The sequence below is a fragment of the Paracholeplasma brassicae genome (assembly GCF_000967915.1).
Lineage (GTDB): Bacteria > Bacillota_I > Bacilli_A > Acholeplasmatales > UBA5453 > Paracholeplasma > Paracholeplasma brassicae.
This window is the reverse complement of the sequence record NC_022549.1, coordinates 1,634,585-1,650,175: the sequence shown is the minus strand read 5'-3', so window position 1 is coordinate 1,650,175 and position 15,591 is coordinate 1,634,585. Positions and strand designations below refer to the sequence as shown.

The following is a 15,591-nucleotide window of genomic DNA, read 5'->3' as shown; positions in this document are numbered from 1 at the left end:
ATTAGTTATTGTGGTATATAATGAAAATAGAAACGAGGAAAATGCGTATGAAAAGACATATAAGATTGATGCCTATTTTAATCATGTTAAGCTATGTATTGTTTTTTTCATTGCTGATTGTTTTCGATCGTTCTTCTAATGAAAAACTCACCATCGAAACGGTGAATCGTTACGATGATACCTTAATCATTAATGGCACACCTTATGAGAAATACCCAGAAAAAATTGAGTCAAAACTTCCAATTGAGATCGACTTAGATATGACGACGTTTAAAGACGAGGATTTTCTTCTACTGAGAACTTCCCTACAAGATTTGTTTGTCTATATTGATGGTGTGTTGGTGTATAGTAAATCGTTTAATAACGAAAATCACCCGTACGCTTCTTTATGGCACGTCATAGAGATTAGTGAAGGAGAAACGCTAACGCTTGTTGTTTATAGCCCTTATGAAAGTATGAACGGACTCATCAACGACATACACTATGGCACCTTATCGGAAATATACGCCTATATCTTTCAAAGTCATGGGCTACAATTCTTAATGGGGATTTTGTTAAACATCATTGGGCTATTTATCATTGTGATTAGCTTTATGTATTACAAAAACGAGCGATCTAACTACGTCTATTTCGGGATTACACTCTTACTGATTTCTTATTGGATTGTTAGTGAATCTAGACTGCTACAATTTATCATAGGTAGTCCTGATGTGCTTGGAAGCTTGTCTTACATCACACTAGGTATCATATCAATACCAATGCTTTATTTCTTTAAACTTTCCTCGTTAAAAAAATATGATCTTGTGCTTAATGTGATGATTAGTGTGAGTTTGTTTGTCACTGTGATGATGCTTGTGTTACAGTTTAGTGGCCTTGCTGGTTATTTTGAATCGGTCATTTTCGCTCATATCACGATGATATTAGAATTTATTGTGGTGGTTGGCTTACTCTTGTATGAGTGGTTAAAAAAACAAAGTAACGAAGCGAAGAAATCGGTTCGTGTGCTTGGGGTGTTTTTAATTTTTGTGTTAGCAGAATTTATTTACTTTTTAATAGGTAGATTCAATTACACCTCGTGGTTTGTTATTGTGGGTTTTTTATTTGTCTCTGTGTTCATGCTTTATGATTATTTGAAGTATATTAATGTGTATACTAAAAAAGTCTATGAAGCCAGTGCGCTTGAAAAACTAGCCTATACCGATTACTTAACGGGTGCGAATAATCGTTTGTCGTTTGAAAAAAGGTTAGAAGAGAACCTTCAGTCGATTGAAAAAAACCTATATTTGTTTTATTTTGATTTAGATCACTTAAAAGAGATTAATGATACCTACGGGCATAACGTCGGTGATGAGGCGATCATCCAGGCGTATGGGGTAATTACACAGGTCTTTCAAAAAAATAACTGCTTTCGGATTGGTGGGGATGAGTTTAGCTGTGTTTTGATGAACTTAGATGAGGCCTCATTAAATGACAAAATCGTGAGTTTAAAAGAAGGCGTCACCGAGTTGAATCTAAAAAGTCATTACCAAATTGACGTTAGCATTGGTTATGCGATGACAACAAATGAAATGAAGAGTCAAGCGCTCATGAAACTCGCAGACGATCAAATGTATGAAAATAAACGAAATAAACGACGATAATGATAAAAAACCGCTTGTTGAGGTCTGATATGATCCCCTTAAAGTAGACACTACAAATAATTAAAGTTTGTAGAAGTGTACAGAGAGGGGATTTTTCTTATGTCAAGAACACCAAGATTCAGTAAAGAAACAAAAATCAAAGCAATCAAAGCATATCAAACAGGAATCAAGTCAATGTTAGAAATCGCATGTGAATTAGGATGTGACGTATCCAGTGTTAAACAATGGGTCAGGAACTATGAATCGATGGGAAGTATGGCATTTGAGGATAAACCAAGAAACCAAAGTTATATGAAATCATTCAAATTAGAGGTGATTAAAGCTTACCACGATGGCAAAGGATCATACGCAGAACTGGCCAAACAATATCAAATAACATCAGACTCAATGATTAAGAGTTGGGTTTCCAAGTATAATAGACATAACGAGATCAAAGCGTATGATCCAAAGGGGTATGTTTATATGGCGAAATCAAGAAAAGTGAGTTATGAAGAAAAGTTAGATATAGTGAAATGGACGATTGAACATAACTTTGAATATAAACTCGCAGCGGAGAAGTTTGAGACAGCCTACTCACAAGTGTATAACTGGGTCAGAAAATACAACGTAGAAGGTGAAGCTGGTTTAAAGGACGAACGAGGCAAGAGAAAGCCTGTAGAGAATCTAAGTGAAATTGAGAAACTAAAACGTGAAGTTGAGCTTCTAAGACGGAAGAATGAACGTCTGGAGATGGAGGCTGAAGTCATAAAAAAATTCCAGGAGATCGAAAGGAGGGATATTTTAGCAAGATCCGCCAAGAAGCCAAATACAAAACGATAAAAGGGCTTCATGAGGCAAAAAACTATCCTATTTTGGTGTTATGTGAAATCCTTTTGATTGTTCGTAGCAGCTATTATAAGTGGTTAAAACATGAAGAAACAAATGAAGAAAAGATTAATCATGAGTTATCTCAATTGATTCTTGAATATCATGATGAGTTTAAAGGTATCTTAGGCTATAGACGGATGACTTTATGGATTAATAAGCGGAATCAAACGAACTATAATGTAAAACGCATCAGACGATTGATGAAGAAATTAGGTGTATCGTCGGTTATCCGTAGAGTGCGTAAGGGGTATATTAAAGTAAGACCAGAGATCACAGCAGAGAATGTCTTAAACAGACAATTTGAGGCTAATAATCCCAATGAGAAATGGTTAACAGACGTTACCGAGTTCAAGGTGATTGGATCGAATACTAAGTTATACTTAAGTGCCATCATCGATCTGTGTGATACCAGTATTATCAGTTACAAAATGGGTATATCGAATAATAACCAACTGGTAAATGAAACCTTCGAGAAAGCATTCCAACTTAATCCGGAAGCCAAACCGATGGTACACAGTGACCGCGGGTATCAATATACGAATAAAGTGTTTCAAAAGAAGCTCACTTCTAGAAGCATGACAGTCAGTATGTCTAGAGTTGGTAGGTGTATTGATAATGGACCGATGGAGAGTTTTTGGGGTACACTTAAATCAGAAATGTACTATTTAACCCAGTTTCACGACATCAATCAACTCAAAGTAGCGATTGATCAATACATCCAGTTTTATAATAAACAAAGGTACCAAGAAAAACTAAAAGGCTTAACTCCGATGGAATTTCGGAATCAAGCCTTAAAAATTGAATCAGTTATTTAATTATTTCCACTGTCTACTTGACAGGGGGCGGTTCAGTCTAGCGACTAGATGCGAGCGGTTTTTTTTATCTTCTTTTTCACACATTAGATTCAACCTCTTGACAAATTGGCACTCTTGGTATAATATTGCTAATGGAGGCGAACATATGAAAAAAACAAATCAATTCAAAACCGAGTCAAAGAAGCTACTTCATTTAATGACTCATTCGATTTACACACAAAAAGAAATCTTTTTAAGGGAACTTATTTCCAATAGTAGTGACGCAATTGACAAAAGACACTATTTGTCTTTAACCGATGAACAAGTAGGCTCTGCGGACTATAAAATCATCATCACGTTAAACAAAGACGAACACACCATATCGATTAAGGATAATGGGATTGGGTTTACCGAAGAAGAGTTAATTGAAAACCTAGGAACCATTGCCCAAAGTGGATCAAAATCATTTATGGAAAAACTAGACAGTAAAGACGTCGATATCATTGGTCAATTTGGGGTTGGGTTTTATTCTTCCTTCATCGTATCCGATGAGGTTGTTGTAAAAACAAAGAGCCCTTATTCAGATATGGGGTACTTATGGCGTTCTAATGGCGTTGACACCTATACGATTGAAGCGATAGATAAAGAAGAAGTAGGTACTGAAATCATCTTATACCTCAGAAAAGATGAAGAAGAAAACGAAGAGAATGAAGAGAAGTTTAGCCAGTTCTTAGAAGACTATGAGATTAAGAGTTTGGTTAAAAAATATTCTGACTACGTTAGATACCCAATCTATTTAGCATCGGACTTAGAAAACACACTCAACCAAATGACACCAATTTGGAAAAAAGATAAGAATGAAATTACCGATGAGGCTTTAAATGCGTTTTATAAACATCAGTTTAATGATTACGAAGAACCGTTAAAGACGATACACACAAAAGTCGAAGGGTTGTTAGAGTATCAAGCATTACTATTTATTCCAAAACGCCCACCGTATGATTTTTACAGTGAATCCTATGAAAAAGGCTTGCAACTTTACTCTAAGGGTGTTTTTATCCAAGACAAGAATAAGGATCTCATCAGCGATCACTTTAAGTTTGTTAAAGGCTTAGTTGATTCGAGTGATTTATCATTAAACATCTCAAGAGAGTTGTTACAACACGACAAGCAATTAAAGAAAATCCAACAAAACTTAGATAAAAAAATCAAGAGTGAATTAGAACGTATGCTTGAAAGCGAAAGAGAATTATACGTGAGTTTTTATGAAGCTTATAAAAACACACTCAAGTATGGGATTTACAACCAGTTTGGTTTAAATAAAGACTTACTTCAAGACTTACTCTTATTTAAGACGAGTCAAAGTGATGACTACATTACCTTAAAAGAATACGTCAGTCGTAAGAAAGAAAATCAAAAAGACATTTATTACGCAACCGGTAAAACCAAACAAGCCATCATGAATCTACCACAAATGGATGTGATGAAAGAAGAAGGGTTTGAAGTGTTATTCTTCACCGATGAAATCGATGAATTCATGATTCAAGTCATGATGAAATACGAAGACATGAACTTTAAGTCGATCCAAACCGCTGATTTGGATGTGGCGAGCGACAAAAAGAAAAAAGAAATCGATAAGAAAGAAAAAGAAGCCAAAGACATCTTAGGTGCCATTAAAGGCGCACTTAATGACAAAGTCAGTGACGTGAAGTTATCAAGACGTCTAAAAGACGCACCGGTGTGCTTAGTCTCTGGTGAAGGCATCTCACTTGAAATGGAAAAAGTACTAAAACAAATGCCAAATCAAAGTGACGTTAAGGCATCGAAAATCTTAGAGATTAATCCAGATCACCCAATTTTTGTTCAGTTAAAACAAGTCTTTGAGAATGACGCAACCAAACTTGATAAATACGCAAGTATCTTATACCATCAAGCACTATTGATTGAAGGTTATCCAATTGAAGATCCTAGCGAGTTTGCTAAAAACTTAACGGATTTAATGTTAGAAAAGATGTAACATATAAAAAGACTTAACTTCGGTTGAGTCTTTTTTGTTCGTAAACTTGAATGAATATTGAAACGCAATCGAAGCGAAAAAGACATAAATAAACATAAAATCATCGTTATATTTCACCCAACGTGGTATTCGTTAATTTTGACCTATACAAATTAAGCACTTTAAAGTATGATATTATAAATAATTATCGATTAACTAAAAAGAGGTGATGGCATGCAACAACTTCTAAATGAAAGTATTGGGTTGTTTTCAATTATATTCTTACTGATTCTTTTAATTTTGATCAATATACGTAAAGAGATTCACAAGTTTTCTTCAAGACTACTTGTTTTTGTTGTGGCGTATTTGACGATACTGATTTCTTTGGATGTTTTTCTTGATTTAGTTAGAGCGGGTTCAATAATATTAGATATAAACGTGTCTTATTTGTTTTTCACATTAGAACTATTTTTACCACCAATCATCGCAGGCATGATTGTTAGTTATTTTGACTACAAACTCTTAGGGAATTTATCACGAATCATTAAAAGGCATTACTACATGCACTTTTTATACGTCATCATTGGGTTGTCATTTCTTAATTATTTTTACCCGCTGTTTTTCATCATCAATAACGAGACCGGCTTATATGAACGCGCACCTTATTATTATCTGATGTTCCTTGGTAATTATTTGATGTACGGTTATATTTTTTTGATTTTAATTAAAAGTCGCAGGTTCATTGAATTTAAACCCATTTTAATGGCGGTCTTGTTTTTTATTCTACCGATTATGGGGTCTATCTTAGAGATGTTAGAGGTCACTGACAGTTTTACTTGGCCACTAATGGGTCTTGCGTGTTTGTTTATCTACGTTTATCTAGAAACAACCACAGGGACCAAAGACTTTCTAACGAATTTGTACACAAGGCAAACCTTAGACGACTACTTGAAGTTCATGATTGAAAAGAAAAAAGATTTCACATTATTGATGATTGATTTGGATAAGTTTAAAAATCTAAACGACGAACAAGGCCATCACATGGGTGACTTGGTGTTAAAAGAGTTTTCAAAAATGCTACAAGAAACCTATGACGAAAAAATGATTGCAAGACTTGGTGGGGATGAGTTCATCGTGATTATTGAAAAAGAAAAAGACATTGTCAAACTCTCAAATGATCTACAACAAAAGCTAAAAGCGCATCCACGTAAATTCATGAAACAAATTCGTTTTTCTTATGGGTATGAGCGCTACATTGAAGCTTTAACGATGGATAAGTTATTCATGAAGGTCGACCAACGTCTCTACCAACAAAAAGAAGAAAAGAAATCCAGATATTATCATCAACGCTATTAGAATAATAGCAAAGAAACGCTATTAGAAAAATTGCAAAAGAACACTATTTGAATAGAAAAAAAGGCATTGTTCAAAGAATGAACAGTGCCTTTTTGTATTATTTGATTTTTGGTAGACTTGCTGCAGCGATGGACTGACCAACGCGTCTGCTCTTTTCATCTGGTAAGTTAATGGATAATGCATCAAATAAAGCTTTGTTTTCTTTTTTAACCACATCAAGTGCGTTTTGTAAGAGGATGTGTCCGCCAATACCTGAGGTCACACGGCCTAAGATTAACACGTGCTTGATGTCATAGAATAAGCTGTAGTATAAGATTGCATAACCTAGATAAGAACCAACCGTTTCAAAGATGTTTTCAGCAACTTCGTTTCCTTTTTGGTGCATGTTTTGGATATGTTTTAGTTTTTCAGCTGGTGCGTTATACATTGATAAGTCGATACCTGCGGATTCAGCTAGTTTGATGACACCGTCTTGAGATAAGTATTTTACCCCACAACCAATGTCATTACTCCACTCGTCAATCATCGCTTTTGGGTTAATATCCATAGGGACAAATGCAAGTTCATTTAACCATCCTGTGATCTTACCTGAGTGATCGATGTAGCCAGCAGCTTCGCTTGTGCCCATCGCAATACCTAGTAGTGAATTAACACCTAAACTCATTGAACCAGCCAGTGCAGTGACGTCGCCATCATTAGCAACCACCATTGGTACATCAGCAAGTTCTTTGGTTAAAATCTTATAGATTGGTGTGATTTTTTCTTGATAAACTGCCTCAGGCACTTTTAAGAATAGGGAAGCCACACGGACTTCGTTATCAACGAAAATACCAGCAGAACTAATCCCGATTGCATCAATTTGTGGCATTTTTTCTTTTGCCATGTTTAAGGCTTTGCGGATCATCTCATAGTGATAATCTGGGTTTTCATTTGTTTTAGGATGCCATACGATTTCTTCTGAGAAAATGGAAGTCCCGTTTTGTACACATGAAATCTTCATGTCTGATCCACCTAGGTCAAAACCGATGCGGTTGCCATCTAAGTTTTTCGATAATTCAACACGGTGTTCAATTTCACTAAATCCCTTATCTGATGTGACATAAGTTAGGCTAAATGGTTTTTGATATACCTTACTCATAAAGTCATAGTCGAATCGACGGTCTTTATTTAAGTAATCATCTTCGAGTTGGTTAAATAAGTATTTTGGTCCGAAATAAGTGATTTTATAACCACCTTTTAGCCATAAAATGGTTTTGATTTGTCTTTCAACGTACAAGTAGTTGTAGGACGCATCTTCGTGATCTTGGCTAAAGATTTCAAGATTTAATAAAGCGGTTTGAGCGTTGTCTCTTTCAATGAGTACTTTGACGATTTCTCTATTTTCATCGGTCGCTACTTTCTTTTGATAAGCGAGTACGAACAAATACATTGGCTGAAATTCACAGTCGTACTTCAGTGGTCGTTTGATATTGTCTAACATAGTTATACACCCTTCATGCATACACATGAGCCTTTCTTTTAAATTATCTATTGTTAAAGTTGTAATCCTTATTGATTGTATCAAATTTGACTAGACAATGCAATCTTATGAAAATGTAATGTTGAAAGATTTAAGTGATATAAATGGCTTTAATAAGGGGTTTATCAAGTTTATCGGTTAAAATATGACGGTAAATGATGAATCCTTTTTTCATCTTTTGGTCATTATTTGATATGGTTTTTCTTATCATTGGGTGCTATGATAGAGTTAATGAGTCTAAAGGAGGTCAAATTATGAATAGAAATCAAACCAATGTGTTAAAAAATAAGGATTTAGAAGTAACCATTTTGACTTATGGGGCATCCATTTTTGATATTAGGTACAACCATGAAGGTAACATGAGACAAGTGTTATCGACGTCAAAAGACATAGAGACATTTTTAATAGACGACCTTAATAAAGGTCGATTGATTGGTAGAACCGCAGGTAAGACGTTTCATGAAGTAGTAAAAGAAGATGCTTGTTATCACGGGGTGACCACAGATTTTTCACATGGTGGGAAAAGCGGGTTTAACAAACAATTCTTTGATGTCTTATCAGTCAAAGAAGATGAGGTTACCTTGGGGTTTTTAGAACTTGAGAAAGATGGGTTTTATCAAGGGGATTTTGAGGTAAAGGTAACTTACAAGCTTGATGGCAGTCGCCTAATCATTATCGTTGAAGGACATTCAACTAAAGATACCTACGCCAACATCACCACACATCCTTATTTTAACCTCTCGGGGGAAAAAGACATTATGAATCACTATTTGATGGTCCCTTCTAAGGCGCACGTGAGACGTTCGAATGATTATAAAACAGGCAAACGATTTGAAGTCAAACGAGGGTTTGATGACTTTAGAGAAGAAACGTGTTTAAAAGACACGTTAAAAAATGAGGTATTAGATCACGTTTATGAAGTCAAAGAAAATTCCATTCAAGCGACTCTACGTGCAGGAGGCATCAAACTTTCAGTAAGTTCAAGCTATCCTGCAATTGTGATATTCTCTCAAAATAGAGATTCAATTTACCCATTATCGAATAACCACACACTAAATAATCTTCATGGTGGGCTTGCGATTGAACCACAGTACGTTCAAGCAGACGTACCGCTACTTAAAAAAGGCGATAAGTATCATCATGAAATGACGTTTCATTTTGAAAGTATCTAACAGACAAACGACCCGATTTTCGGGTCTTTTTGATTATTTGATTAAGAGTATGGGTTTATTAGAAACAAACGCCCTGTTGATACACCGATTAGCGACATAATCGCTCATACGATAGTCATTTGGGGTATTCTATATGGCAAGAGTAACTATTTTAACATGGATTCTTGATGATCGTGATTGATTATATTTCGTGTTAACGAGTTAATCAGTTAATCGCATACCCACAGGCAATCTGACGAGTCATTTGTCATATACGTCTATAAAATAGAGGACACGTGCATTCACGTGTCCTCTATTTAAAAAACTATATTGTAAGATAGAATGAACCGCCGTAGCTCTAAACCGTCTGGTGGGATAAGAGAGGCGAAACATAATAATGATTAACGACTACTCAACTTTATTGTACTCGATAATCAACCGAAGGTAAGATAAAACTTAACGTCGTTGGCAGTTCAAGTGTTGTTTTTTCTTCAATCACTTGATTAGAAACGCTTTGGTTTCCAAAGACCATGCTAACCAGTTCTGGGTGATCAATAAACGGGTTTCTATTTTTTTGGTTTTGATAGATGACTTCGTTGCGATTACGTTCGAAGTCTGAGACTGGATCTTCTAAGTGCCATGCTAAGAACATCGATAAATCACCAATCGATGATGAGGTGATGGCGATGTTCCATCTTAGATGCATGTATAAAACAATACGTGCAACGTCACCGATATGTTCATCCCCAGGGTACCAGCCACCGCTAATGGATTTGTAAGAACCGCTTGAATCTCTAAAAGGCATATTACCTCTTGAGCTATTGACTTGTACATTTGAAGCTCTTAGGTTATGGATATCGGATTCTGCGGTTGAATTTGGTAATTTCGAACGTGGCCAGACGTGTTCTTTATTCCACGTTTCTGCACTATCCCATTTAGCATTAGCACTACCACTGTTATAGATTAACCATAACGTGTTTGCTTGTGGGGTAGTTTTATCAGAATCCTCAATGATGTAGGAAGTAGAAGAATACCCAATCGATTTATAACCTGTTTTGATGATCTCTGCAAGCTTATTTTTGAGTGTCGACCCACTAAGGTCTTCAATGCCACTATAATAAGCTAAGTACTCGTCTGATTGTTCATGCCATTTGCCGTATAAGGTAAGTTCACTTACCACTGGTGTTTGACTGCCATAAGGCGTTGTTAGTGCTTGATCGGTAAACCAACCAGCAAAGTAATAACCTTCTTTTGAAGTGTCAACTGTGTTTGGGATGGTGGTGTTCTCTTCAACAAGTAATGACGCTAATTCTGTTTGATCATCATAAAAAGTGACTAGAAAATACACAGCTTCTGGGTCAAGCTCACGCATTTTTGCGTATAAGGTGAAGCTGTAAGTGACTTCATAAGATTCGTTTGAGAAAGGATCTGTGAATAAAGGGTCAAAAAACCAACCTTTAAACTCGTAGTTTTCAACACTTGGATCATTTGGTAAGGTAAGGACCTCACCTGAGTTGACTTCAAGGGTTTCATAGACCTCGTTGTTTACTTCAAACGTGACCGTTAACGGATCTGTTGTCGTTAAACAAGAGGCTAAACTGAGGCTTGAAAATAAGAGCGTCAGTAGTAATACAATTCGTTTCATAACTATTTCCTCCGATGCACGTTCTATTATACCCCTTTATATGCATTGGTTCAAGATAGAGATGTTTCTTGTGGTTTATGGGCTAACGACTAAAATTATAAATAATCTTATGATATAATGGAAAAAGATAAAGGAGTGAGGTTATGTTTACATTATTAACGTCATCAACAGGGCTTAATGCTTTATACACAGGTTTAGTTGTGTTAGGGGTTATTGTCTTTTGGTTGATTGAAAAACAATTGATGAAGAAGCACGAAGAAAAAATGAGCAAACTACTATTACTGATTGTTTATCTCGTTTTATTTGGTGTGCTTATAGTAGCGTTTGGTGTGATTCTATATATATGGAATTACGATCTAAATGCGTATTTTAATAATATATCAGGTGGGTTTATCGAGTTTATTGAACAATCCATTGGCAGGGTAGTTTCAAGTTTAATTGTTATTTTTATTTTGATGTTTGTCTTAAAAGTAGCGAAAACCTCTTTAAACCGTGTTGGTGTTAAAGAAAGCCAAAACCAACGTCGTAAGCGTACGATTGCTAAATTGACATTAAGCTTATTTAGATATGTGTTAGGGATTATTGCGATATTAATCGTCTTAGCAATTTGGGGCGTGAATGTGGCACCTGCCTTAGCTGGTCTTGGGATTGCAGGGCTAGTGATTGGTTTAGGGGCCCAAAAATTCATTAACGATTTAATTAGTGGATTCTTTATCGTATTTGAGCATCATTATGATGTGGGTGATACGATTGAAGCTGGTGGGTTTAGAGGTGAAGTTACCGAAATTGGGTTAAAGACAACCAAACTGAAAAATTTTAAGGGTGAGGTTAAGATTATCGCCAATGGTGACGTAACAACGCTCATCAACCATTCGAAATTACCATCACTTGCGATTGTTGAATTTGGTATTTCATATGATGCGAATATGCAACAAACCATTGATATCTTAAATCAAGAGTTGCCAAAACTTGCAAATGAATTACCTGTAATTATTGAAGGTCCAACCGTGTTAGGTGTGATTGATCTTGCAAATTCAAGTGTGAACATGCGTGTGACTGCTAAGACATTAAATCTTCAACATTTTGGCGTCGAACGTAAAATAAGACAACGAATCAAAGAAATACTTGATGAAAACAACATTGAAATTCCATTTCCTCAAGTGGTTGTTCATCAAAAAAACGATTAAAGAAAAAAATGACGTTAAAAATGCCTGTGGTAGATCAAATACCATCAGGCATTTTTTTTGATTATCGGTATTAAAATTTCGCTTAAATCACTTTTAAATATCAATCGTTTTAGATGAAATCAAGACATTTTTTAAAACTTTTTTAATTTTGTTTAGTTATTTCATAGAAAAAATACAGGAATTAAGCTAGGTCTAAACAAGACTATTTACCTTTGTAAAGGCGTGTAACAAGGTCAAGTGAAGTGACTTAAAGTTCAATTGAAATGAGCTGATGTAACTGTTTTCAAAAACCCCAAAATGGCTTAGAATATAGGTTATGAGTTTGAAACAATGAATTTTTTATGATAGACTTTTAGGTAGAGAAAAGGAGTGATTAAATGTTTAAACAAACAAACATGAAGAAAATTTTAGGCGTATTTATCGCCTTAGTCGCAGTGGTAATGCTTGCCTCATGCGGTACAAAACAAAAAGAACTGACGATTGGGGAAGGTGACTGGGATTCCAACCAAGTCCATGACCAAATTGCTAAATATATCATAGAAAACGGGTATGACGTGAAAGTTAATATTGTTTTAGCTGATACAGCACTACTCTTATCGGCATTAAAATCGAACAACGTTGATGTGTCGCTTGAACTTTGGACCGATAACATCCCTTCTTATGACAGTGACTTAGAAGCGGGTCATTATGAAGAGGTTTCAACGAATTTCGCAGATAATAAACAAGGGTTATATATTCCTAAATACCTACAAGAACAATACCCAGACTTAGTGAGTGTTGAGGATTTAAAAAGATATAGTCATTTATTTGATGATCCAAATGGGTCTGGTGATCAAGTGATTTATGGTGGGCCTGAAGGCTGGGCTGCTACAGAGTTTATGTATAAAAAAGTTGAATTATACGGATTAGATGAGTTCTACAATTTTAAAACAATCGATTCAAACGCTATTTTATCGGCTACCTTAAAGGCAGCTTATGATAATGAGTTACCTTGGGTTGGCTATAACTGGGAACCTACTTGGATTATGGGGATTTATGACATGGTTTTATTAGAAGATAGCGCATATAGCGAAGAAGACTATGCCGTCGGTAGAGGCGCGTTTCCAAGCGTTGACGTGACGGTGGTCGTAAGAGATGGGTTTAAGAAAGAATTCCCAGAGCTCTATGATTTCTTTAGTAACTACCAAACTTCAACCGAAATAACCAACAAAGCACTTGCCTATATGCAAGAAAACGACGTTGAAGCATACGATGCGGCGATTTGGTTTTTAGAAACGTATGAAGACCTATGGGGTACTTGGGTACCTGAGGATGTCAAAACAAACGTATTAGATAGTCTTAAATAACAAGATAAAATAGTCAAAATGGATGCCTACGGGCGTCCATTTTAAAAAGAAGGAGGACAACTTATGATACATTTTCCAGAACAACTGGTCTATCAAATTTCAAAATACATTGATCAAGGCGTCGAATTCATCCTAGAAAAGTTTAAATTTCTATTTGATTTCATTAACCTGATTATTTCAGAAACATTCGACACAACCATTTTATTACTTAGGTACGTACCGTGGTGGGTTTACCTACTTATCGTTATTGTACTAGCCATAAAACTTTATTCGATTAAAACAGGGATCACTTTAGGCTTAATGCTGTTTGCGATTGGGATGTTTGGTTTGTGGGACATGATGCTCTACACCTTAGCCATTGTCTTAATGAGTGTGTTTGTTTCATTAATTATCGGTATTCCTGCGGGGATACTGATGGCAAAATCAAACCGAACAGAAAAAATACTAAAACCCATATTAGATGGGATGCAAACCATGCCATCGTTTGTCTATTTGATTCCTGCGGTGATGCTCTTTGGGCTAGGACGTGTGCCTGCGGTTTTCGCAACCACCATCTACGCACTACCACCGCTCATTAGACTGACCTATTTAGGGATTACGAACGTGGATGAAGAAGTCGTTGAAGCAGGGAAGTCTTTTGGGTCTACCCCACTTCAAATGTTATTAAAAATCGAATTTCCACAAGCCTTATCGACCATCATGACGGGTGTGAATCAAACCACAATGATGGCCGTAGCGATGGTCGTTATTTCATCGATGATTGGGGCAGAAGGCATTGGACATGAAGTCTTAATCGCCATTCGTCGTGTCGAGGTCGGAAGAGGGATCCAAGCGGGTCTTGCGATTGTATTTTTAGCAATCATCCTAGATAGACTTCTACAAGGGTTTGTTATGAAGTTAAAAAGAGGTGAAGCGTAATGAGTCATATTAAAATTGAAAATTTATCGATGATTTTTGGTAAAAAGAAAAATCAAGTTGAAGCACTAAGATTAATTGATGAAGGCATCGATATTGCAGAAGTAATGAAACAAACAGACACGACAGTAGCTTTAAAAAACGTTAGTTTTGAAATTAAAGACACTGAATTATTCGTTATTGTTGGACTATCAGGTAGTGGTAAATCCACACTAATTCGCTGTCTAAACCGTTTAAATGAGCCAACAAGAGGTGAAATTTATGTTGGCGATGAAAATATTCTCGCCTACGATAAAGAAAAACTATTAAATTTTAGACGTAATCGTATTTCAATGGTATTCCAGCACTTTGGATTATTAAGCCATCGTTCGATTTTAAGAAACGTTGAATATGGTCTTGAGGTTCAAGGTGTTGATAAAGACACCAGAAAAGACAAAGCGATGACTGCGATTAAAGTCGTTGGACTTGAAGGCAATGAAACCAAATTTCCACACGAATTATCGGGTGGGATGAAACAAAGAGTAGGGATCGCAAGAGCGCTGATAACCGAACCAGACATCTTATTAATGGATGAACCCTATAGCGCACTTGATCCACTCATTAGAAGAGAAATGCAAAACGAATTACTAAACTTAGAGGACTACATTAACCGAACCATCGTCTTTATTACACACGACATGAACGAAGCCTTTAAGATGGGTGATCGAATCGCCTTAATGAAAGATGGTGAAGTCGTTCAAATTGGGACACCACAAGAATTTTTCTCAAACCCTAAAAACGACTACGTGAGAGACTTCATTTCCGATGTGGATAAGACGCAAATCATTAAAGTGCGTTCGGTGATGAACAAAACAACGGTGGTTGCTAAAGACACATCACTTAGAAGTGACGTCTTAGAAACCATGGATCTTTACAAGAAGAACCATTTATTCATCGTTGATGAGAATAATTTATATCAAGGCATTGTGCATCGAAACGACGTTGCACGTTCAAGAAGTACCGAGATTAAAGATTTGATCCAGCCACTTGAGGCTGTTTATCGCAATACCTACATTAAGTCGTTATGGGAACGATTTGATGTGGTTGAAACGGATTTGCCAGTCATCAATAAAGATGGCTATTATAAAGGCTCGATTTCAAAGAATGACATGATCAAAGCCTTAGCTTAACATAAA

General features: G+C 36.0%; 12 protein-coding genes. 10 read left to right on the top strand and 2 right to left on the bottom strand.

The features are described from left to right. Window positions 1-47: 47 nt before the first annotated feature. From BN853_RS07625 to BN853_RS07605, 5 genes are all read left to right on the top strand, one after another. The gene (locus BN853_RS07625; RefSeq protein ID WP_052591363.1) at window positions 48-1,640 is read left to right on the top strand and encodes a sensor domain-containing diguanylate cyclase; all 1,593 of its coding nucleotides are present in this window, start codon (window positions 48-50) and stop codon (window positions 1,638-1,640) included. A 99-nt stretch (window positions 1,641-1,739) separates the two neighbouring features. Beyond that, complete coding sequence (locus BN853_RS07620; protein ID WP_030004029.1) at window positions 1,740-2,459, top strand: helix-turn-helix domain-containing protein; 720 nt, start codon at window positions 1,740-1,742, stop codon at window positions 2,457-2,459. A 35-nt stretch (window positions 2,460-2,494) separates the two neighbouring features. Further along, window positions 2,495-3,322: an IS3 family transposase gene (locus BN853_RS07615; protein WP_030004561.1), complete on the top strand. Its 828-nt coding sequence runs from the start codon at window positions 2,495-2,497 to the stop codon at window positions 3,320-3,322. Window positions 3,323-3,467: 145 nt separating this feature from the next. Then, window positions 3,468-5,318: a molecular chaperone HtpG gene (htpG, locus tag BN853_RS07610; RefSeq protein WP_030005364.1), complete on the top strand. Its 1,851-nt coding sequence runs from the start codon at window positions 3,468-3,470 to the stop codon at window positions 5,316-5,318. Window positions 5,319-5,531: 213 nt separating this feature from the next. After that, complete coding sequence (locus BN853_RS07605) at window positions 5,532-6,653, top strand: GGDEF domain-containing protein (RefSeq protein WP_030005363.1); 1,122 nt, start codon at window positions 5,532-5,534, stop codon at window positions 6,651-6,653. A 97-nt stretch (window positions 6,654-6,750) separates the two neighbouring features. Here the strand turns inward: BN853_RS07605 and BN853_RS07600 are convergent, their stop codons facing one another. Beyond that, complete coding sequence (locus tag BN853_RS07600) at window positions 6,751-8,133, bottom strand: ROK family protein (RefSeq protein ID WP_030005362.1); 1,383 nt, start codon at window positions 8,131-8,133, stop codon at window positions 6,751-6,753. A gap of 293 nt (window positions 8,134-8,426) precedes the next feature. Between BN853_RS07600 and BN853_RS07595 the strand changes: the two genes are divergently transcribed. Beyond that, entirely contained in the window at window positions 8,427-9,344 is a 918-nt protein-coding gene (locus BN853_RS07595; protein ID WP_052591361.1) for an aldose epimerase family protein, read from the top strand. 397 nt (window positions 9,345-9,741) lie between these two features. On the opposite strand, the gene BN853_RS07590 is transcribed toward BN853_RS07595, so the two are convergent. Beyond that, window positions 9,742-10,968 carry an endonuclease gene (locus tag BN853_RS07590; RefSeq protein ID WP_030005360.1) on the bottom strand — a complete coding sequence of 409 codons (1,227 nt, stop codon included), beginning with the start codon at window positions 10,966-10,968 and terminating at the stop codon, window positions 9,742-9,744. 143 nt (window positions 10,969-11,111) lie between these two features. Here BN853_RS07590 and BN853_RS07585 point away from each other — a divergent pair, with 143 nt between their 5' ends. The 4 genes from BN853_RS07585 (at window position 11,112) to BN853_RS07570 (ending at window position 15,585) form a co-directional block, all read left to right on the top strand. Beyond that, the gene (locus BN853_RS07585) at window positions 11,112-12,155 is read left to right on the top strand and encodes a mechanosensitive ion channel family protein (protein WP_030005359.1); all 1,044 of its coding nucleotides are present in this window, start codon (window positions 11,112-11,114) and stop codon (window positions 12,153-12,155) included. A 377-nt stretch (window positions 12,156-12,532) separates the two neighbouring features. Then, window positions 12,533-13,501 carry an ABC transporter substrate-binding protein gene (locus BN853_RS07580; RefSeq protein WP_030005358.1) on the top strand — a complete coding sequence of 323 codons (969 nt, stop codon included), beginning with the start codon at window positions 12,533-12,535 and terminating at the stop codon, window positions 13,499-13,501. Between the two features lie 63 nt (window positions 13,502-13,564). After that, complete coding sequence (locus tag BN853_RS07575) at window positions 13,565-14,419, top strand: ABC transporter permease (protein ID WP_030005357.1); 855 nt, start codon at window positions 13,565-13,567, stop codon at window positions 14,417-14,419. After that, complete coding sequence (locus BN853_RS07570; RefSeq protein ID WP_030005356.1) at window positions 14,419-15,585, top strand: quaternary amine ABC transporter ATP-binding protein; 1,167 nt, start codon at window positions 14,419-14,421, stop codon at window positions 15,583-15,585. The genes BN853_RS07575 and BN853_RS07570 overlap by 1 nt, the downstream gene beginning before the upstream one ends. Window positions 15,586-15,591: the final 6 nt, after the last annotated feature.

What these genes read in the sequence shown, in the direction of transcription:
- htpG (WP_030005364.1), top strand. Translation starts at nt 3,468, where the DNA reads ATGAAAAAAACAAATCAATTCAAAACCGAGTCAAAGAAGCTACTTCAT.
- BN853_RS07575 (WP_030005357.1), top strand. Translation starts at nt 13,565, where the DNA reads ATGATACATTTTCCAGAACAACTGGTCTATCAAATTTCAAAATACATT.
- BN853_RS07590 (WP_030005360.1), bottom strand. Translation starts at nt 10,968, where the DNA reads ATGAAACGAATTGTATTACTACTGACGCTCTTATTTTCAAGCCTCAGT.
- BN853_RS07595 (WP_052591361.1), top strand. Translation starts at nt 8,427, where the DNA reads ATGAATAGAAATCAAACCAATGTGTTAAAAAATAAGGATTTAGAAGTA.
- BN853_RS07570 (WP_030005356.1), top strand. Translation starts at nt 14,419, where the DNA reads ATGAGTCATATTAAAATTGAAAATTTATCGATGATTTTTGGTAAAAAG.
- BN853_RS07605 (WP_030005363.1), top strand. Translation starts at nt 5,532, where the DNA reads ATGCAACAACTTCTAAATGAAAGTATTGGGTTGTTTTCAATTATATTC.
- BN853_RS07625 (WP_052591363.1), top strand. Translation starts at nt 48, where the DNA reads ATGAAAAGACATATAAGATTGATGCCTATTTTAATCATGTTAAGCTAT.
- BN853_RS07620 (WP_030004029.1), top strand. Translation starts at nt 1,740, where the DNA reads ATGTCAAGAACACCAAGATTCAGTAAAGAAACAAAAATCAAAGCAATC.
- BN853_RS07585 (WP_030005359.1), top strand. Translation starts at nt 11,112, where the DNA reads ATGTTTACATTATTAACGTCATCAACAGGGCTTAATGCTTTATACACA.
- BN853_RS07600 (WP_030005362.1), bottom strand. Translation starts at nt 8,133, where the DNA reads ATGTTAGACAATATCAAACGACCACTGAAGTACGACTGTGAATTTCAG.
- BN853_RS07580 (WP_030005358.1), top strand. Translation starts at nt 12,533, where the DNA reads ATGTTTAAACAAACAAACATGAAGAAAATTTTAGGCGTATTTATCGCC.